Here is a 19,704-nt window from a genome sequence, read left to right on the forward strand (position 1 = left end):
CAAAATTTACCGGAAGCTCTTTAAGTCCGGTACTTTTGTTATTAACTATTGATTTAGCTCAACCGTTCAAGTTGGGCTTCAATGGCTGCCAAAAGTTGGTGTTGCTGCCAATCTTGGCTAAGATGGGCGGCTATACAAGCGGCTCCAGCGCCCATACCTTCTTTTACAAAACCCTGCTCATAAGCTCGAAGTTGAGGATAACGAGAATCAGCAAAGCTCAGATAAGTTGCTAGTAGAGGAGGAGTTCCTCCACTCTGAGTTAAGCTGCCTTTACCTAAGTCAAGGGCTAAGTCAACCGTAGCGCCGGTAGGGTCTTCTGCTACCCAACGGGTTGTACCTACAACCACTGCTTTTGGTTGCCATGATAAAGCATAAGCTTGAGCGATCGCACTCATCAGCGCATAAACCGCCAGCATTTGCGTCCCACCAGCCAGCATTACACCACAACTACGACTAGCAGCGATCGCCATCCCAGCTACTACTACTTGCATTGGATCACCCACGGCGGCGACGAGTTGTAGGGGATCTAGGGAATTTTGGATTTTAGATTTTGGATTTTGGATTGGAGATGGGAAGTTTATCTCTTTCTGCTTCTCTAACCCAGCTTGCACTAGTGTCCACTTTTGCGCGTGGTTACAAACAGGGTGGCTACTGTTAACTTTTCCGGCAGCTTCTATACCTAAACCAGTTAAAATTGCTAGGGCAGTTGTGGTGCCTCCAACGACGCACTCACCAACAATCAGATACCCCTGTTGAATATTGGCAGCAAGACGTTCTCCCCAAAGTAGCCCTTGTTCAAACAAGTGGTGTACCGTTGTGATTTCCATCGCATTACCTCCACTTAAACACTTAGCAGCAGCGCCACCCAAATCAATTACTGGCACAGCCGGAGGTTGGGGTAAACCAGCATTAAACAAATGAATTGGAATCTTTAGTGACTCAAAGACAGCGCGAGAAATCAATACAGGTGAAGCCCCAGCCGCCAATGGTGGTAGGGGATATTGCGGCTTATGTTCTGGGCCATAATACAAAAACTCGGCATCGGCACAAGCAGTATATTTCCGATCCTCTGGAGTGCGACCAGCCGCAGAAATTCCTGGAATTAAACCAGTTTCAGTAAATCCTAAAACACAGGCAAATATCGGTAGATAACCACGATACCGTCGCAACCATTCTTCACCCTGTTCTGTTTGAGTATAAATACGAATTTGGGCATTGGGCATGGGGCATTGATAAATGACAAAGGACAAAGGACAAATAACTATGTTTCATAATCCATGAGAACTTGCACCCAGCGTGGTGGACGGGGAATGGGGTTGCCCAGGCGCTCAAAAAGCAACCATGCTGCCAGGTGTACCAGAAAAAGGTAGATAAAATTGTTGAGTAAAATTAAAGCGATCGCCCCCACTTGAATTAAAAACACACTGGGACTCGCCAATAAACTTAGCTTCAAAAATAACCACTCAATGAACTCAGTCACCTGGGTAATCACATAAATCCACAGGTCTTCACCCGACAACACAGATAGCAACCACAGCCGAAAAAAGACCCCCAAAGTACCTAAAAGCGTACCTAAGGTGATAGAAACAATCCAGGGAAGACGGCGACGAGACCACGTTGCCCCTAAAAGCACGCCCATAAACCCGTAGGGCATGACAAACAGCAAACTACGGGCTGGCCCCATCAGTACCGTCAGCAGTAACCCGGAGGTGAGTGCTGCCATCCATGCGGCACGTTTGCCCCAACGCAGATAAACTAGAGCGATCGGGACGGGAAAAAATATCCGCAAAACTGGCCCCAAGGGAAAGTAGAAATTAATAAACCAAATCAAGCTAGCGGTACTGGCTAAAAACGCCGTTTCCACCATTCTCAAGGGCGCATCAGCTTTAAGTTGAGGATGCATTAACTGGTTTTGGTTGTCCAAGGAGCGATCGCTAGTTTGAGACTCAGGAGTTGGATCTTCCTCCGGCTCATCTGGCAGAGAATCTAAAATGCTCATATCTAACAAGTTGTTAAACTATCATTCTTTCTAAGGCTGACAAATCGGGGATACAAATAGTGTCTTGATCCCGTTTAATCAACCCTTTTTTTTCTAGCCTTGTCAACACTCGTGTCACCGTTTCCCGCGCTAGTCCGCTTAAACTACTCAATTCCCGATGAGGTAAATTGGGGATTTCGGTTCCTGTTTGCCCTTTTTTTCCCTGTCCTTCTGCTAAAAACAGCAACGTGTCTGCCACGCGTGACTGGCTATCAGATTCCCGTAATCGCAATCGGCGATTTACTTGTCGCAAACGTCGTGCCATGAGTTGCGCCAATCGAACTCCCGCCAAGGGTTCTATATGAAGTAACTTGACAAAATCCTGAGCAGGCATACTGCCAATTACCGTAGGGGCTAAGGTGATCACATCTGTGGAGCGAGGTACTTCATCTAGCGCCGCCATTTCACCAAACAATTCCCCTTTGCCAATAATATTCAGCGTTACCTCTTTTCCTTCCAGATTGTAGGTGCGAATTTTTACCCATCCGTCCATAATAAAATACACAGAACCGCCCCAGTCATTTTCTAGCAGAATCACTTGATTGGCTGGGTGAGTGCGGGTGACAAGATGGATGAGGGCTGATTCCACAACAACTTGTGGCAACCCTTGAAAAAAGGGAGCCGACGTGATTATCCAGGAATTAGCCTGTGCCTGCAAGCTGGATCGGTCTTCCATTACGACATCTTTAATTCAAGCTGCTATATGTACAACAAACAAAAGCGCCATCTTTAAGCCTAAGCTATCAAGCACAGTCCCCTTTCAAAGGGAAAACTAAACTATGCTGCATAAGAAAGCGACAAGAGCATTTTTCTAAACCATCTTTACCTATAGGTTTAAACGGGGTAAAAGTTTTGCAAAAAGTAGTTAATAGCCTTCGGTAGTATTGCTTAGGGGCTAGCTGCACTGCAAACTTGATTAGTTAAGAATATAGGCAAACAACATCAATGATACTAAAGGGAGTAAATTATTGCTCACGTATTTTAGCGGTTTTCCGAAATATAGCGATTCTCGTACCTTGTGTGTGAAGTTTTGACGCTTCGCTAACGCTAGATGTCTATAAATGCAACACCTAGCGTAACGCTTAATAATAATGTGTGTATCGGAAGACTACAATTAGCTCTCAAGCTAAAGTTCTTAAACAAACGCTGACTGAAGATTGCCACGACTCCCAGTAATCCATAACATAATGACAGTCGCAAGTCCAACAGCAGCTTTTGCTGCTCAAAACTTCTTCTATGGTCGGCGCTGGGCGTAGCTTGCTTTTCCATAGGGGTACAGTGATTGTAAATTAATTGTCACACTAGTTGACATCCATTCTAGTTAAGGTGATTGAAAGTGACTTCCAGTGCAGATGAAATTCCCAAACTGATCGCAGACATTGACAATTTACTTGCCAGTGGTGGCAAGCGCCTGTCTAGATTTTTGTCTGGTCAGGCGCAAGAGCCTAAAGAAGTTTTAGAACGAATTCGCTACTTCTTGGTGAGGCTACAAGAAAAAGAGGCATTAGAGAGCGGTATCCAAAATCAGCCTTTTGGAGAACCGCGATCGCCCTTGGCGGAGCCATCGCCTTTGTTAACAAAATTTATTGATCATAACCAGTATCCACTACCGAAGCCTGAACTCAATCAGGAACAGAGTACTGTTGGAGCAGAACAATTAAAAAATGAATTTTCGAGCTTGATACAGCCATTGCGATCGGAATTAGAACTGCTCTTGCAAGAGCGAGCCACTCTTGTACAGGAAATTAGGCAGCTAGAACAAAAGCGATTACAAAACTACTCCTTAGCGCAGCAGTTGACAAACCAAGAGCAGATGATTACCGAGTTTTTACAGGTACTCATGAGCCGCCTTGTGCCAAGTTTAACGCCACTAAGAGCGCAGACTTTGGCAAATTATTCCAGTTCTTCAGGAGGAACTAATAACGCAAACTTAGAACCAGCAACCTCTGCAACTCAACCTTTATTAGAATCGCCAGAGCGTGTGGAACAGTTAACACAACTGGCCAGGGAGTTGGATCAACGCTTGCTATCACTAGATGGGACTGTGAATGTTGTCTTTGAGGGACTACAGCGTAACATTAATACCTATTACGAGTCCTTATCGCAAGCACTGGCAAGAATGCATAGCAAGGGAATGGAAGGCGAACAGTTGATGGCCAGCTTTCTCAACAATTTGACCCAACATTTGCAGCAACAATCCCCTAATTCCCAGCCATCTTTGCTTGAAGTAGAATCTGAAATACTGCCTCCATCATCATTGGCTGATTCAGCCGATATTAGTGATGGAGTTACGCCCCAAGCTTTATCTTCACTCAAAATTAATCCTGAGCAACAGGATACTACTCTCACTGAGGATCTAGATGCAGTACTGTTTGAGCTTGGCTTAGAATCACCTCAATCTTCTGGAAACCCGACCGAATTACCGGAAGATATTTCTGCGGTAATTGGTGATGAAGTAGACCAACTTTACGCCAGTTTATTCGGTACTGATGATTTTAATAACTCAAGCCTTGAGGTTGCCACAAATGACTTATCTGCTTCTGTCACAGCCTCACCACCAACTTTAAATATTGCTGAGGACGCACCGGCCGATCCCACTGTGGATTCTGTGGTTGTGACACCCGATACGGCTCAGATCCAAGAAACCACAGATTCGTCAGATTCAGAGGAAGCATTATTTTTTGCAGAAGATACTGACCCCGACTTGCCTGTTAGCTTCTTTACGCCGCAAGAAGTTTCTCCAGCAAACAGTTCGGTACAACTTGACACTCAGCCAGCTAGTGCTGATACAATCACTACCCTTACTGAGCTATTGGCTGATGCAGGTAGTGATCAGCAACTTCTGGAAGTGTCATCTTCTGGGAATAATGCCACAACTACAGCACTAGTAACTTCCGAAGTTGCAGAAATTGCATTGCCCTCCGCGCAGCGTCTTGTAGAGGAGCCTAGCGTTGGCGTAGCGTCTGCCAGAGAAGATATTGCCACATCGGAAGTATTGATTAACGATGATCAGCCAGAACCGTCTTTAGATAATTACATTGCTGCTTCGCCCCAGGAGAACTTGCTTTCTGTTGAGTCAAACCAGACTTCAGTCGTGCCTGATATTTCCTTAGATGAAGAACAGTTACAGCAATTAGATCGGGATTTGGCTAATTTTGATCAGCAGCTAAATTCTGAGTCGCAGCCAGCTACTAACTTAGATATTTCCCAGCAACTGCTTAGTAAAGATCAAGACACACTCTCTACAGTTTCCCCGGAGCAGCGATCGCCAGAAAATCTCCAAATAGAGAATACCTCAACTATTGCTTTCTCCAGCTTGGTAGTTCCCCAGGTAGAAACTGAAGAAAAGGAAGTTATAACTCCTATTCAAGAAAGTTCTTCACCTGCAATTTCCAACTCTATAAATAATCCAGAAGCTTCGCTCAATGCTCTAGAATCAGTCTGGTATTTAGGAATTGATTTAGGTACAACAGGAATTTCTGCCGCATTATTAAATCGCTCGACTTTTGTTGTACATCCTATCTACTGGTCAGCAGAAAATCCGCCAGGAACAACTTCCTTCCAGCAATCGTTTCGTTTACCAACAGAGGTTTATCTGCCTATAGCTTCCGTACCCCACGGAGAAAATGAAAGTATTGAAGTACATGAACAGACAACACCTGCGGCTGTTGCCCAGGAAAAAGTCTCTGACTCCTCGCCTACCCCTCCGGCACTACCAAAATCAACAGCAGATCCGACGACAAACAATCTCTACTCGGCACAGTTGAAGCCCTATTTACAAGTAGCTATTCCTTACAAGAGTGAGCGACAAAAATGGGAACCTGTTTTGCAATTAAATGAATTTTCGGCAGGCCCTTTGATTTGGGTTGTGCGATCGCTCTCTAAATTACTGTTAACTCTCAAATCCGAAAAAACTTGTACCACCCCTAGTTTAATGACTGCTGCTGTTGGAATCAGCGAAGAAAGTTTTCCGCAGATTATCAATAATATTGCTGGTGTGATTTGCACCTGTCCATCTAGTTGGTCGGAACAATACCGCTTCAACGTCCGGGAAGCTTTACTCACTAGCAAACTCATCCAACATCCACAGCAAGTCTTTTTTGTGGAAGAAGCGATCGCCAGTCTACTACCAGAACTCGATGCTGCTAACGGTGAGCAAGTAAAATTAAGCGATCGTCAAGGTTCTCAGCCGGTAAAAACCAGCGAACATCCCATTGTTGGCAACACCCTCGTCATTAACATCGGGACAACTGCCACAGAAATGTTGCTGGTCGATTTACCAGAAACCCTGCTGCAATTAACATACAATGATTTCATGCTCCATAGTTTTGCCTACGCTGGCAAAGGAATAGAACAAGATATTATCTGCCAGCTGCTATTGCCACCTAAATCTCGGCAATCACGAAGAGAGACACAAAGCGACGATCGCAAAGACATCACCAGTAATCCTTGGCAATGGCAACCGTCAATTCCCGGTTTAGACCAAATGCATTGGCAGAGTTTAGGGTTAGAAGAATTAGAACTACCGCGAGTCGGGGAGCCAGATATCACTGCTCGAATTCGCCTCCAACAGCGTCTAGAAAGTTCCCTACTAGGACAGGCAGTATTGGATGCAGCACTTGCCCTGAAGCTAATTTTGCAACATCAAGACTCTTTTACCCTGGAATTGGCCGATCAGCAGTGGATTTTGCAGCGACGAGACCTAGAAAGTCAGGTATTTATCCCCTTTGTGCGCCGCCTGAACCGCGAACTTAACAAGTTATTGGTAGCTCGTGGCATCCCCACAGAAGCAATTAATCAAGCTATCCTCACTGGTGGGGTGGCTTGTGTCGGAACGGTGAACCGATGGCTACGGCAAAAACTCCCTAACGCTAGAATTATTCAAGATTTATATCTCGGTGAAAACGGCGCTCCCAATTGTAGTAGAGTTGCCTATGGTTTAGCGATGCTGCCTTTACACCCCCAGATATTAGATATACCCAGGCAACAATACACTGATTATTTCCTATTTACGGAACTGCTACGGCTGTTACCAGACCGACCCTTATCTTTCGGTGAAGTTATCCAGTTATTCGAGAGTCGTGGAATCAATACCCGCACTTGTCAGCAACGCCTGCTGGCTTTTTTAGAAGGTGAACTCCCTTCCGGCTTGATACCTTCAGTCACAGACTCAACCTGGCTCACCCAGAGTTCCCAAGAAAACCCGGACTACAAAGCGATCGCCACTGCACCACTTTTTGAAAAACAAGGCAGTCTTACCTATCGTCCCAATTCCCAACAACTTTTGTCTTTGCGTCATTATCTAAATGCTATCAAGGCTAGTAATCAACAATCACTAGAGGAACCATATACAGTGAATTTTGCCTTAGCTCCAAACAAACACATTCGGTAGGTGAATCAATTTTGGATTTTGGATTTTGGATTTTAGATTGAGCCGCGTCCCATGAATGCAGCAGCTTCGAGCAATAATTTTGGATTTTGAATTATTCAATCCAAAATCCAAAATTTAAAATCTAAAATTGATTCTCGCTTGAGCCGCGTCCCATGAATGCAGCAGCTTCGAGCAATAATTTTGGATTTTGAATTATTCAATCCAAAATCCAAAATTTAAAATCTAAAATTGATTCTCGCTCACCACAGAAGCACTGCTCTCTTGAGCTTCCTGCCAAAGTTTTTGCAAAAAGAACTCAGCGCGATCGCTCATCGTGATGACAAACACACCTACAGCATCCTCTGAACTATTTGATAGCCAAGAACCCCGCAGGGTGATTTCCATATATTCGCCATCGCAGGCACACAGAGCAATGATTTCTCCGTCATCTCTTTTTACCTCAGCCTTCAACACCTCTACTCCTGGCAAATCAACAGGAAGCAAAAAGGAAGCGGTACTGGGTTCAATGCACAAAGCTTGCCCAACTCGCAGGGACAAAATCACTCGTTGCGCCACCCATTCTTCTAGGGATTGAGTCAGACATTCTAAATAAAAACTGTTTTCAGTGTAAGTTAATTTCAGCATTCCTTATGCTCTCCTGTTATTCCAGGTTTGCTTGCACATCTATCCAAAACACTCGTCCACGGCAGTGGCTCTTTATGAGCGACTAGCGGTAGCGATAGCGCAGGCACAATCGCTCCTTTGATATTGACTCGACACAGTGGTAAGTAATTTTGAGAAAACACCACCACCGATTGCTTTAACATTTGCATTGCGATCGCCCACCATTACGCCGCCTCTCATTGAGAAGCGGCTTGTAGAGAAGATATCGTCACAGATCGACTCCTTATAAAAAAACCCCCGCTTCTTATCTGGGTGAAGCAGGGGTTAAAAACTGACCGGAGAAATTTCTGGTCTTATATCGGTACAGTATTTCTTAGCCTGTACCCCCCGCTTCCTTTATCTATTTGTGGTTTTGCAATCAGCACACTAATACTGAAACATCTAAAATCATAATTACCCTCTGTGATTTGCCCATGATCTCGGCTACCATCGCCCATAAATAAATACTCCACTTCCATAGCGGCTGATTCCCAATTGGCTCGGCAATTGATAGCACACAAAGAAGTGGAGACGGGGTAAATGGATTTCACAGAAAATTTCACCTATTGAACATTCCTATAAACATACTACACTTGTATTACTATCCTGTCTATATATCTGAGGAGAAAAAATGATGCATACGATCGCTCGCACCCCAACAACTGATATGGAAGTTACTAGCATTCGCCTAGAGCGGGAACTCAAAGATAAACTCAAAGAAATAGCTGGCAATCAGGGATATCAAGCTTTGATCCGAGATATTCTTTGGAATTATGTGCAGCAGAAATCAGGTGAGTGGAAGCCCCGATTTTCACGAGCCGACATTCGAGCTAGCATAGCTGCCACAGCTCAGCAGGAAGAACGCTGTGTGCTCACAGGTCAACTAATTCAACCTCAAGAACCGATGTTATTAGGACTAACGAGGAATGGCGATATGGTTCCTCTAAGTGTCGAGAGTTTGGCTGTATAGTTTTATATACAAGCGAATGCAGCCCAGTTATCCTGACTAAATAATTTGGCTGCATTCAAAATTTAGCTTGATTCAAAGTAACACAGATAAAAGGGTCGCTTTTTAAACGGACTAAATTTAATATAAATATTACAAAACCTTTGATTAAATCCAGTATTTATACGGTTACGATCCTGAGATTTCGCCTTAATTATAGAGAAAATACGGTTTGTGTATACCTATAGCCAAGATATCCTAAATCAAAGTTAGTTAATCATCTCAATATAAAAAAGATAAAGAAGCTAATAATAACCTGGCTGAAGTATTTTTAAGATATTCTAAGCATTTTGTTACTTACGTAGCAATTTGCTGAAAATAGCGCGAATTTTACCATCTGACATAGAAAAGGGCTATAACAGGTGAGAGAAAGTATTCATAGAAGATTTGTTAATTATCAAGGTATAGCAACACAACTAACGGTGAAGCATATACCAGAAGGTTGGGTGCAAAAACAATGGAATTATTATCCGAGGGCGTGCCAGGAATGAAAAAGCCTTTATCGTCGCCGCCACAGTACGTAGATGACATAGATCAACTAGAACCTTACCAAGTCAAGCTGATGTTGCATCAGGAAGAACCAGCCCGCCAGTTGGTACAAAAAATTAATCAAATTATTGCCAATAGCTCGGCGACGGCATTGATGCTGCAAGAGATTGCTCAATTGCTAGGAGTTGTTTTTCAAGTAGATTGCTGCTGCTTGGTTTCAGTAACAGGTGAGACATCCGACGAAGCGATCACTACTAATTGGTGTGCTGATGAATATCTAGGGTTGCCACACCCAGAAGAGATGTTTTCGATGGAACAGTTGCTTATGCAATTGCCAGTGCTGCAATGCGTTGCCCAACCATTGACTATTGAAGACATTTCCCTTATTCACAACAGTCTGGTAATTGGTTGTCAATATTTGCCACTACCGATAAAAGCAGTTTTGGCAACTCCTACCAGGTTTGGTGGCAATAATAATGGGGTGATTAATTTGATTAAATTCCAACCCTATGATTGGAGTGAATCAGAAAAACAATTGCTCAAAGAAGTGGAATCGGCTTGCGCGATCGCTTTTTCTCGCGTGGCTCAAGCTCAACTAATTGCTCATCAAGAACAGTATTTGCAAAAGAGCAACCAGCATCAAAACTTAATCAAGCAATTAACATTACTCAACCGCAGCAACTTGGAGCTAAATCAAATGCTCCAGTTAGTTATCACCTCTACTGCTGAATCTCTACAAGCAGATCGAGGTTTGCTCATACTGCTAAAATATACAGATCCACGATTTAGGACTCAAACTAAAAAACAAATTCCCAACGCGAAAGCTACAGTAATCGGCCAATGGGCTAAGGAAATACAAAGTTTTTGCAATAGTAAACCAGATACCTTAGATCAGTCTTTCTGGATTTCAGATTGTGGTTTATGCCAGCGTGCTTTCGTAGATTCGGGAAAAGCAGTAATATTCGATGACTATACAAACCAAAACGATATCTCTACAGCTGCTCCATTATTTGCAGTAGAGGAATTGCCTGCGGTACTATTAATGCCGTTAGAGAATCAAGGTAAAATCTTAGGATTCCTGGTGCTACAGCAATCTGTTCCTCGTAGTTGGCAACCAGCAGAATTAAATCTTATGGGAATGGTTTGTGCTCAAATGAGTAACGCCATCATTCAGTCACAGACATTGCGCCAAGTCCAAACTTTGGTAGATGAGCGGACAGCGAAACTTCAGAGCAGTCTGGAACTCCAGGCTAAATTGCATGAAAGAACCCGGCAATATGTTCAGCAACTGCGGACACTTAACGAACTCAAAGATGAATTTTTGAGCAACATGAGCGATCGCTTGCGCTATCCTCTGACAAATATGCTGTTGTCAATTCGTAACTTACGTTTGCCAGGAATAGCAGCAGATCGTCAGGTTAGATATCTAGATATCCTAGAGCAGGAATGTACCAAGGAAATCAACTTAATTAATGATTTGCTGACACTCCAGAAGCTAGATTCGCCTCACGAAGCTCCACAATTAGAAATTATCGATTTAAATACCAGAATTCACGACATAACTGGATTTTTTGAGAAAAAACTTGCAGAGAAGGGATTAAGGATTTCTGTAGATTTGCCACAGGAGTCGCTAAAACTCCAAACTGAACTAGAGAGTTTTGACCGCATTCTCCAAGAGTTGTTAACTAATGCCTGTAAATACTCGGATAGTGATACCATAATTCACTTGCAAGCCTCTCACCGAGTTGATCAACAAATTGATCAAGTTATCATCAAAGTGACGAATACAGGACGTGCCATTTCCGAAGAAGAAGCGACTTATATCTTTGACAAGTTCCGTCGCGGAAGAGGGCGCTGGACTCCAGGAACCGGCTTGGGACTTGCTCTAGTCAAGTCTTTGGTGGAGCATTTGAATGGGGCGATCGCTGTTGAAAGTCTACAAATCTCAGATTCTGAACAAAGCGAAATTTGCTTTACCCTAACTCTGCCCCAATTTTCTGACGAAAGCAAACCATAATTCTAAAAGTGACTAAACAACAAAACACAACAGAAAATCTTGATTTCGAGTCTCCTAGTGATGACACCGATCTAGAAGGCAATTTGCCTACTGATGCAGTTGCTTTGGCAGCTAAGGTAGAAATTCAAATTAAGAAAATAGCAGAACGACAGCGGCAAATCAGTGCCAAACTCCACATTCCCCAACCAGTAGAACAAATCTGGAAGGTTCTGACAGATTATGAAGCTTTGCCTGACTTCATCCCCAACCTTACTAAGAGTCGTCTAATCGCGCATCCTAACGGTGGTATTCGACTGGAGCAAATAGGCTCCCAGCGCTTACTAAATATCAACTTTTGTGCGCGTGTAGTTCTAGATATGGAAGAACACTTTCCTAAAGAAATTAATTTCCAGATGGTAGAAGGAGATTTTAAAGGCTTTTCTGGTAGCTGGTGCTTAGAGCCTTATTCTTTGGGTGAGTCTACAGGAACAAATCTTTGCTACACAATCCAGATTTGGCCTAAACGTACTATGCCAGTGGCAATCATTGAAAACCGCCTGAGCAAAGATTTACGGTTAAACCTTTTGGCTATCCACCAACGTGTAGAACACTTAGCCAGCAAAAAAGCTGACGTTTAGTTATACTATCATCCAGGAAGAATCATGAATGATAGGTTTGATTCAAAACTTCCGAGCAAAAACACCTTTGTTTTTTATTTTTTAAAGTACCCCCAGGGGAATTCGAATCCCCGTTACCTCCGTGAAAGGGAGGTGTCCTAGGCCTCTAGACGATGGGGGCATTGGACTCAGACCTTTTATAAGGTAACGAATTTTCTTACCAATGTCAACAGTTTTCGCCAAAAAAAGTTGGTGACAGCTAAACTGGGTGGAGGGAAAAGCTTTAAGAAGACACACAGCATAGAGACACAAAAAGAAGTCTGTAGATGCTTCTGTGGCTCTTCTACGAGTGTAGCGTCCGTCGTCGGCATTGGATAATTGGAACTTTGGGGAAAGCGAAGATGGAAAAAACGCTAAATTTAAGAGGTGACAAAGGGTATGATGTTGTACCCTGTAAAGTTAATATTTACGGTTTTTTACAAAAGATTTTGAAATAAATCGCTCAAAATCTACAACATGGAAGCATCTTTTGAAATTACCCTACAAATGGCGATCGCAGTCCTTGCAGGCATTAGCGCTCAAGTCCTGGCTGCATACTTTCGCATACCCAGCATCGTCTTGTTATTGCTGTTAGGCATCCTCTTTGGCTCCGATGGCATAGGGCTGTTGCATCCCCATTTACTAGGCAGTGGACTGGAAGTTATTGTCGCCCTAGCGACGGCAATAATTTTGTTTGAAGGCGGACTCAATTTGGATCTGCGAGAGTTAGGCAGAGTTTCAGTTAGCTTGCAATTGCTCGTAACTCTCGGAACGCTGATCACGCTGCTTGGTGGGAGTATGGCTGCTCACTGGCTGGGTGAATTTCCCTGGAACATAGCTTTTCTCTATGCTTCCATAGTCGTGGTGACAGGCCCAACTGTCGTTGGCCCCCTGCTCAAACAAATCAATGTAGATCGGCAAGTGGCAACACTATTGGAAGGGGAAGGGGTTTTAATTGACCCTGTAGGAGCTATTCTCGCCTTCGTTGTCCTCGATACCATTTTAAACGGCGATGCTGACCCAATGAATGCGATCGCTGGTTTACTTATGCGTCTGTGTGTTGGTGCAGCAATTGGTGGTGCTGGCGGTTATGTGATGAGTTTGATTTTTAAACGCGCCAATTTTCTGTCATTTGAGCTAAAAAACTTAGTGGTGCTAGCAATACTGTGGAGTTTGTTTACTTTATCGCAAATGATCCGCAGTGAGTCAGGAGTAATGACAACAGTAGTTGCCGGAGCAGTGTTTGCTAACTCTTCAGTCCCAGAAGAACGTTTGTTAAGGAGCTTTAAGGGTCAGTTGACAATTCTCAGCGTCTCGGTGCTATTCATTCTATTAGCAGCTGACCTATCTATTGCTAGTGTATTTGCTTTGGGTTGGGGTAGTTTATTCACCGTTTTGGTACTAATGTTTGTCGTTCGCCCGATTAATATCCTGTTGTGTACTTGGAATAGTAACCTCAACTGGCGACAGAAACTATTTTTAAGCTGGGTTGCTCCTAGAGGAATTGTTGCTGCTTCGATCGCTTCTTTTTTTGCGATTTCCCTAACACAGCGCGGCATTAACGGCGGTGATTCGATCAAAGCTCTAGTATTCCTAACAATTATTATGACTGTTGTCTGCCAAGGGCTAACAGCTGGCTGGGTTGCTAAATGGCTGCAAATCACCTCCAAAGATGCAACTGGAGCAGTAATTGTGGGTTGTAATCCGTTGAGTCTTTTGATTGCCCGGTTCTTTCAAGAACGGGAAGAAAACGTGATCATGATTGATACTGATCCTGAATGTCTTGTCCAAGCTGAGGCGCAAAATCTGCGGGTTATTGCCAGCAGTGCCTTGGATGCTGCTGTTTTGGAAGAGGCAGGACTTGCTTCTATTGGCACTTTTTTGGCTATGACTAGTAATGGCGAGGTGAATTTTGTTTTGGCTCAACGGGCGGCTGAGGAATTTAATCCGCCGCGTGTCTTGGCTGTTTTTCCCCGTGACCCGCAAGCTAATATTTCAGTTAATAATAAAGTTAACCAAGCTTTCATTCCAGACTTAGCGATTAAAACTTGGAATGAATATTTAAATGATGGGCGAGTCAAGTTGGGAACAACCACCCTAACTGAGTCAGAATTTTCTAATCAAAGCGATCGCATCCAAGAAAAAATTCGGGCTGGGGTGTTGATACCATTATTGGTAGAACGAGAAGAACGCTTACAGGTAATGGCAGCTAACCAAGAGTGGGAAGTTGGCGATCGCATTATCTACGTATTATATGACCCCAGACCTCAGCTTTTAAAACGCTTATCTGGCGTTACCCAATCCACTCCTCTGTCTCTAGAAAAGTTACCAGAGGTTGAAGATTTATCCCTTAGCCAATTTTAGATTTTGGATTTTGGATTTTGGATTGATTGAAGGAAAAATTTAAAATTCAATAGACCTCTTGCAAAAGTCCTTCTTTTTGCTTTCTTCTTTGCGCCTTTGCGCGGCAGTCACTCATGGGGGAAACCCCCATCGCTTTTAGCGTCTCCCCTTGGGAGAAGACCGCGCTGCCTTGCCTTTGCGTGAGACAAAAAATTATTTATGCAAGAGGTCTAATGACTCCCAACTTATCCCTCAGCTTGATACATTTGACGTTCCTGCCACAATAAAGCCGATAAATGTACTATGGCAAGAATTAGTGTTGCCATAGAAAGAAGATAACTATTTATTGTGTAAAGGTGTTCGACGGTAATTGTGTTAATGGCTCCACCGCCAGTCAAAATATCACGCAGTTGCCCACCAATGAAAGGAATAGCTTCGATGGTTCCTAGCTCAATGCTAAAACGCCAGTATCCTTCCTGAGTCCAATCTAGGAGCATCGCTGTCCAATCCAGCCCGATGGCACTTAGGGTAAACAAAATCCCACTAATCCAAGCCACTAGCCAACTCTTGCGAAATTGCCGACCTAAAAACATCACCACAATTTGAATTAGGGCGATCGCAATTAGCGCGTTACCAGCAATATCATGGGTTCTCCGAAACAACCAGCCGTATGGCAGTTGTGTATTAATCATCTTTAAGGAGTTATAAGCTCCGCCTGCTGTCGGTTCGTAGTAAAAAGCAAGCAAAACTCCGGTAGATACATAAATTAAGCACAGAGTCAAAATCACGACTGATAATATCGTCGCTATTCGTCGCAAAATCCTATCGAACTGGGTGCTTTGCATGGCTCACCCCTCCTGTTCTTAACTAAGTATTTACTATTATTATAATTTTAGCTAAGAAATATTAACAAATGTTGCATTTTTCAAAAAAACAAAGTTTTTTAAATCAAATATTGCACCCAAGCTTTTAAGGGTTCTGGTGAGCCATACCAAATCCCTGGACTTCTAGGAGAATGCTTCACACCTTCAATCACTAGATTTTCTGCCCCCTCTAAATGAGCAGCTTCAATGGGTGTGATTCCATCTCCCCAAGTATTGCCCTTGCCACAAGTTAATTGGTAACTACTGTAAGCTAACCAACTACCGCGTCGCCTTTCTCCAAAGATAGTTTTGCCAGCCACACAAACGTAACGAACGTTTTTGTAAAAAGCTCCTGGGTAGTTATTGGTGACAAAATCTAGATTGAAGCGCGTCCAACGTTCTTGGCTGATATGAGGTGTACCCAAGGTGATGAGAGTGGCAACCAGGGGATGTGCTTCCCTGAGAAAGGGTTGGATATTACCACGTCCCGAATAGGGCTTTTCTCCCATGTAGATGCGAGATATCCAACCTCCGGCTGAGTGACCAATCAAGTTAACTTGAGTAGTATTGTGTTGCTGTAACGTCTGCTTTACTGTGTAATCTAGTTGTTGCAGAATCGGTGTTACAGGTCTTCCGCCAAGAGTGGGAAGCCAATCGCGTCGTCGCAGTGGTACTGTGACGGTAGCAAAACCCAACTGTTGTAGAGATTGTTCGAGTTGGCGGTAAGCGATCGCGCTTTCTAGATATCCAGGCAGAATAACTATCGGTAACGGCATTTTGAATTTTAGATGCAATGAATTAAGGGGACGAAGAAGCAGTCAGGATTCAGGAGCTAGAATTGCGATCGCGTGACTGACTCCTTTGATAAAAACCCAAATAGCTTGGGTGGGGTTCAAAACTAGAATGTCAATAAAATTGTACAATTTGCAACAGTTTTAGGGGTTGCTAATGTGGTAGTATTTTTACATAGTGGCTAGTCTCGGACGAGCAGGTGTGTCATCTTTTACAGAAGCGTAGTTGACTGCAAAACAATAAAAAAGACAAGGCAACCTCAGCAGATGTTGTGATGTATCCAAACTCGTGCCCTGACTGAAACTTTATAAATATCCCAGATATTAATGAGTAAGTTGGCACAATAAAACCAAACTAGGTGGATATTGATAAAGTAGGCTAAAACCCTCTTGCCTCGTGCTTTATCTCAACGATAAATTTTTACGCCGATCTACAATCGTGTGCGTTGTAAGAATAAAAAATCCAAAAAAGTAATTTTTCAAATATCTCTTTAGTAAGCTCAACTTTAAAGATATGATACAGCGTCATTAATCACCTTAAAAACTTGAGTAAATGGCAATCTTGGCGTTTTGATTGCCACTATTAGGAACTAATTATTTCCTTAGAGGCACTTATATATTGCAATCTGTTGCAATATAGTTTGAAAGAGAAAATCGCTAGTCAACTGCAACTGAGCCGAGTGAACGATAACAGTTATGTCTTACGTCTCCCTGCTGAAAAATATACCAGAAATCATAAGCCAGCCAATTGGGATAGCAGCTATAGCCTCTCTTGGCATCCACGGGGCGATCGCCATGATTGTGCCATTGATGCCTATGGAGGCCAACAAGCCTAAAGAAACAGGATCATCCAAAACAGTTGGACTTTTGGAATTGAGCCAAGCCGACCAAAATCGGTTGCCCCAAAGTACACCGCAAGTTGGTTTACAACAATTTCCCCCAGTAGCGCCAGTTTCTCCTCCAAACTTTGGTGCCCAAGCTGTATTACCCCCATTGACACCACCACTGCCATCCAGTCAGCTAGTGCTGCCTCCTCTACCCCCATCATCGAATAACTATCGGATCTCCTCCTTGCCTACAAGGCAGTCTTTGCGGATGATTCCTAGTGAAAATTTGCGATTTGATGCTTCTAAAGTTGACAGTTCTAAATTCAACGCTGGGGCTAAATTCTCTCCATTAGTTCCTCGTTTGAATGATAGTAAATATGAGGTATCTAAGCCCTTCCCTATAAATAGGTTGCCAGAATTGCAGTCGCAGAGAATACCTGAGGATATTTTGCGGAATGCCCAACCTCCGAATTTATCTGATACTACCTCTATTGCAACAGCACAGGGAAATACAACTTTAAATGATGCGTCTAAATTTTCTCAAAACTCGCTCATAAATTCTCTAAAACAAACTCCAAGGGTTGAAAAGACTTTAATTGGAACTAGGGGAAGTGCGCCCCAGACAGCCGATTTGTCGGCGAAGGGAACTCAACAGGCCATCGCACAACTAGACTCCTACACAAACCTGAGAAAAGAAGTCCAGGAAGAATACCCCAACGCACGACAAAAATCAGTCATCCGCGAAATATTACCCACGGATAAACCTAATCTTGAAGGTGCTGTTTTGGGTGTGTTAATTGTAGACCCTGATGGCAAAGTTTTAGATATCAAGTTCCAAAACAAGTTTATCTCACCTGAATTGCGAACAAAAGCAAGGGAATATTTCAACAAACAATCCCCCAAGGGAGATAAACAGATTAGTTCTTATCCATTTAATCTGCTTTTCCAAAACAACACTACTGGCGCTACTCCAGAGCAAAGTCCCTCATCATTAGCTGTACCACGAGTCAATAGCAATCAGCTTACACCCTCACCAGCAGCTACTTTTAAACCATTACCTGAGCTGCGAATCAGAAGAAACCAGCCTGCCCCTTCACCAGCAAGTAGTCTCAAACCATTAGTTGCACCGGAAGTCAATAGCAATCAGCCTGCGTCCTTACCAACAGCTACTTTTAAACCATTATCTGAACTACGAATCAGAAATACTCAGCCTGCTCCTTCACCAGCAGCTACTACTCCTGAGCCGTTATCGGTGTTTAGAGTCAATAAAAGTCAGCCTACACCTACTGCTGAATCTGAGCAAAAATTAGTAGAACAGTTGCGCCAACTGAAGGAAAAAAGACAAGAGTCTAATGTAGAAAAATAATCACCTACTGGTGATTTTGAATTAAGGACAAGCTAAAAACCATGAATGAGAAGTTCACAATCTTGATCATTGATTTTTAACATCTTGTTTTTAGCAGTAGGCGAAGTGGCGATCGCTACTTCGCCATATACAGCATAATTCAGAAGTAAAACAGGCTTTATACCTAGCTTTGAGACTTAGCTGATGTAGTTCACCAACTTGAAATCTGCTGTATGTAGACAGTAGAGCTACTTTACCAGCCTTGCTCTGCATTTTGAAAAACGTAAGCAGCTACCTCCAGAATCTCTTGAGGACTTAACTTGTCTTTAAAAGCAGGCATGGCATTTTTACCATTCTGCACTTGATGGATAATCGCCTCGATTGAGTCGCCATCATAATTTTTTAGGTACTTTGACAATGCTTCCTTTTTTAAAGTTTTATGACTAATCAGGATATTACCGCCACCTATATGGCAAGAAGCACAGTTAGCCTCGAAAATTTTAGCACCGTTGGATGTTTCGGCAGCTAGTGCTGGATGAATGAATGTAAGTTTGAATAGGGCGATCGCCAACAGCAAGATTAATAAAAGTATTCTCAAAAGAATTTCCTCGCAACAAGCCTCCAGCAAGAGTATAAACGCGATTAATCCCTAATTAAGTCACATTTGATCAAAATTGGCGGTAACGAATTCACCCCCTGCATTGCCACAGCTTGCCTAGCGTCTTAGGCTGGGATAAAATTCGTCACCGCCATTTATGCATTTTACGCATCACTCTAGGAGCGACGATGTTTCTAACCTTGGACAGTGATTATACCAATCATGCCAGCACCACGGTGAGGTTCGCAGTAGAAGGTGTAGTCACCAGCAGGTGCGTCTGCGGGAAAAGTAGTTGTTTCCTTTTGACCAGGACTCATCAACAGCTTTTTATGAGACAGAGATGTTGCTAAATCCTTGCTCTTATCAGGATTTTTGGCAGCATCAAACACAACATTATGGGGAGGAACTTTATTGTTCACCCATTCAATTGTGTCGCCTGGTTGAATTGTCAGCTTTTTCGGTTCAAATGCCAACATTCCTTTATCGCTACCCAATTTCACCTTGTATGTTTCAGCCGAAGCGCTAGGGGTAAAAACAGCGAAGCTGCTAACAACTAAAAGAATTGTCAACACTGCTAAACTAAGTCGTCGCCAGCTTGCCGAAATCAATTTCATGCCTTTCTCCTAACAAACAATTTTTTTTCCTTTCTTATTTTAAATAAAATCAACACCAAATATGACAATCTGTCATAGATAGAATTTTTTTTAAGAAGGGGGAG

16 protein-coding genes, 1 tRNA gene and 1 pseudogene are annotated in these 19,704 nt (G+C 43.1%); 6 read left to right on the forward strand and 12 right to left on the reverse strand.

Translation table 11 applies throughout. The annotated features are described in order from the left end of the window. Positions 1-53 precede the first annotated feature (53 nt). The 4 genes from cobT to F8S12_RS01235 form a co-directional block, all read right to left on the reverse strand. Complete coding sequence (cobT, locus tag F8S12_RS01220) at positions 54-1,223, reverse strand: nicotinate mononucleotide-dependent phosphoribosyltransferase CobT (RefSeq protein WP_196514406.1); 1,170 nt, start codon at positions 1,221-1,223, stop codon at positions 54-56. 38 nt (positions 1,224-1,261) lie between these two features. Next, positions 1,262-1,999 (reverse strand): DUF2232 domain-containing protein, encoded by a 738-nt coding sequence (locus tag F8S12_RS01225; protein ID WP_196514407.1) that lies wholly within the window; start codon positions 1,997-1,999, stop codon positions 1,262-1,264. Between the two features lie 13 nt (positions 2,000-2,012). Continuing rightward, on the reverse strand, positions 2,013-2,714 hold the full coding sequence (locus tag F8S12_RS01230) for a Crp/Fnr family transcriptional regulator (protein WP_196514408.1): 702 nt from the start codon (positions 2,712-2,714) through the stop codon (positions 2,013-2,015). A 371-nt stretch (positions 2,715-3,085) separates the two neighbouring features. Continuing rightward, positions 3,086-3,307, reverse strand: a complete 222-nt coding sequence (locus tag F8S12_RS01235; RefSeq protein WP_196514409.1) for a hypothetical protein — start codon at positions 3,305-3,307, stop codon at positions 3,086-3,088. A gap of 67 nt (positions 3,308-3,374) precedes the next feature. Here F8S12_RS01235 and F8S12_RS01240 point away from each other — a divergent pair, with 67 nt between their 5' ends. Further along, on the forward strand, positions 3,375-7,430 hold the full coding sequence (locus F8S12_RS01240) for a hypothetical protein (protein ID WP_196514410.1): 4,056 nt from the start codon (positions 3,375-3,377) through the stop codon (positions 7,428-7,430). Positions 7,431-7,652: 222 nt separating this feature from the next. Here F8S12_RS01240 and F8S12_RS01245 read toward each other — a convergent pair whose 3' ends face one another. The 3 genes and pseudogenes from F8S12_RS01245 to F8S12_RS40150 form a co-directional block, all read right to left on the reverse strand. Further along, a complete protein-coding gene (locus tag F8S12_RS01245; protein ID WP_196514411.1) occupies positions 7,653-8,054 on the reverse strand; it encodes an alr0857 family protein in 402 nt (133 codons plus the stop codon). Positions 8,055-8,158: 104 nt separating this feature from the next. Further along, positions 8,159-8,242, reverse strand: a pseudogene (locus F8S12_RS01250) (HNH endonuclease); the annotation flags it as partial. Between the two features lie 144 nt (positions 8,243-8,386). Next, on the reverse strand, positions 8,387-8,635 hold the full coding sequence (locus F8S12_RS40150; protein WP_331001328.1) for a hypothetical protein: 249 nt from the start codon (positions 8,633-8,635) through the stop codon (positions 8,387-8,389). Positions 8,636-8,706: 71 nt separating this feature from the next. On the opposite strand from F8S12_RS40150, the gene F8S12_RS01255 reads away from it, so the two are divergent. The 3 genes from F8S12_RS01255 to F8S12_RS01265 all read left to right on the forward strand — a co-directional run bounded on the left by F8S12_RS01255 (position 8,707) and on the right by F8S12_RS01265 (position 12,201). Next, complete coding sequence (locus F8S12_RS01255; RefSeq protein ID WP_196514424.1) at positions 8,707-9,042, forward strand: hypothetical protein; 336 nt, start codon at positions 8,707-8,709, stop codon at positions 9,040-9,042. 523 nt (positions 9,043-9,565) lie between these two features. Next, positions 9,566-11,584, forward strand: a complete 2,019-nt coding sequence (locus F8S12_RS01260) for a sensor histidine kinase (protein ID WP_196514425.1) — start codon at positions 9,566-9,568, stop codon at positions 11,582-11,584. A gap of 8 nt (positions 11,585-11,592) precedes the next feature. Then, positions 11,593-12,201 (forward strand): SRPBCC family protein, encoded by a 609-nt coding sequence (locus F8S12_RS01265; protein WP_196514412.1) that lies wholly within the window; start codon positions 11,593-11,595, stop codon positions 12,199-12,201. An 87-nt stretch (positions 12,202-12,288) separates the two neighbouring features. Here the strand turns inward: F8S12_RS01265 and F8S12_RS01270 are convergent. After that, positions 12,289-12,361: transfer RNA gene (locus F8S12_RS01270), tRNA-Glu, on the reverse strand. 335 nt (positions 12,362-12,696) lie between these two features. Here F8S12_RS01270 and F8S12_RS01275 point away from each other — a divergent pair. Beyond that, a complete protein-coding gene (locus F8S12_RS01275; RefSeq protein ID WP_196514413.1) occupies positions 12,697-14,583 on the forward strand; it encodes a cation:proton antiporter in 1,887 nt (628 codons plus the stop codon). Positions 14,584-14,807: 224 nt separating this feature from the next. Here the strand turns inward: F8S12_RS01275 and F8S12_RS01280 are convergent, their stop codons facing one another. Together F8S12_RS01280 and F8S12_RS01285 are read right to left on the reverse strand one after the other, a co-directional pair. Then, entirely contained in the window at positions 14,808-15,407 is a 600-nt protein-coding gene (locus tag F8S12_RS01280; RefSeq protein WP_196514414.1) for a cytochrome b N-terminal domain-containing protein, read from the reverse strand. 98 nt (positions 15,408-15,505) lie between these two features. Then, on the reverse strand, positions 15,506-16,201 hold the full coding sequence (locus F8S12_RS01285; RefSeq protein WP_196514415.1) for an esterase/lipase family protein: 696 nt from the start codon (positions 16,199-16,201) through the stop codon (positions 15,506-15,508). Between the two features lie 711 nt (positions 16,202-16,912). Here F8S12_RS01285 and F8S12_RS01290 point away from each other — a divergent pair. Continuing rightward, entirely contained in the window at positions 16,913-18,409 is a 1,497-nt protein-coding gene (locus F8S12_RS01290; RefSeq protein ID WP_196514416.1) for a hypothetical protein, read from the forward strand. 232 nt (positions 18,410-18,641) lie between these two features. Here the strand turns inward: F8S12_RS01290 and petJ are convergent, their stop codons facing one another. Together petJ and petE are read right to left on the reverse strand one after the other, a co-directional pair. Further along, positions 18,642-18,986: a cytochrome c6 PetJ gene (gene petJ, locus F8S12_RS01295; RefSeq protein WP_196514417.1), complete on the reverse strand. Its 345-nt coding sequence runs from the start codon at positions 18,984-18,986 to the stop codon at positions 18,642-18,644. Positions 18,987-19,180: 194 nt separating this feature from the next. Then, on the reverse strand, positions 19,181-19,600 hold the full coding sequence (gene petE / locus F8S12_RS01300) for a plastocyanin (protein ID WP_196514418.1): 420 nt from the start codon (positions 19,598-19,600) through the stop codon (positions 19,181-19,183). Positions 19,601-19,704: the final 104 nt, after the last annotated feature.

This window comes from Nostoc sp. WHI (assembly GCF_015714725.1).
Lineage (GTDB): Bacteria > Cyanobacteriota > Cyanobacteriia > Cyanobacteriales > Nostocaceae > Nostoc.

Bases quoted from the DNA above. Each gene is read 5' to 3' on its own strand.
- cobT (WP_196514406.1), bottom strand. From the start codon at position 1,223: ATGCCCAATGCCCAAATTCGTATTTATACTCAAACAGAACAGGGTGAA.
- F8S12_RS01225 (WP_196514407.1), bottom strand. From the start codon at position 1,999: ATGAGCATTTTAGATTCTCTGCCAGATGAGCCGGAGGAAGATCCAACT.
- F8S12_RS01230 (WP_196514408.1), bottom strand. From the start codon at position 2,714: ATGGAAGACCGATCCAGCTTGCAGGCACAGGCTAATTCCTGGATAATC.
- F8S12_RS01235 (WP_196514409.1), bottom strand. From the start codon at position 3,307: ATGGAAAAGCAAGCTACGCCCAGCGCCGACCATAGAAGAAGTTTTGAG.
- F8S12_RS01245 (WP_196514411.1), bottom strand. From the start codon at position 8,054: ATGCTGAAATTAACTTACACTGAAAACAGTTTTTATTTAGAATGTCTG.
- F8S12_RS01255 (WP_196514424.1), top strand. From the start codon at position 8,707: ATGCATACGATCGCTCGCACCCCAACAACTGATATGGAAGTTACTAGC.
- F8S12_RS01260 (WP_196514425.1), top strand. From the start codon at position 9,566: ATGAAAAAGCCTTTATCGTCGCCGCCACAGTACGTAGATGACATAGAT.
- F8S12_RS01275 (WP_196514413.1), top strand. From the start codon at position 12,697: ATGGAAGCATCTTTTGAAATTACCCTACAAATGGCGATCGCAGTCCTT.
- F8S12_RS01280 (WP_196514414.1), bottom strand. From the start codon at position 15,407: ATGCAAAGCACCCAGTTCGATAGGATTTTGCGACGAATAGCGACGATA.
- F8S12_RS01285 (WP_196514415.1), bottom strand. From the start codon at position 16,201: ATGCCGTTACCGATAGTTATTCTGCCTGGATATCTAGAAAGCGCGATC.
- F8S12_RS01290 (WP_196514416.1), top strand. From the start codon at position 16,913: ATGTCTTACGTCTCCCTGCTGAAAAATATACCAGAAATCATAAGCCAG.
- petE (WP_196514418.1), bottom strand. From the start codon at position 19,600: ATGAAATTGATTTCGGCAAGCTGGCGACGACTTAGTTTAGCAGTGTTG.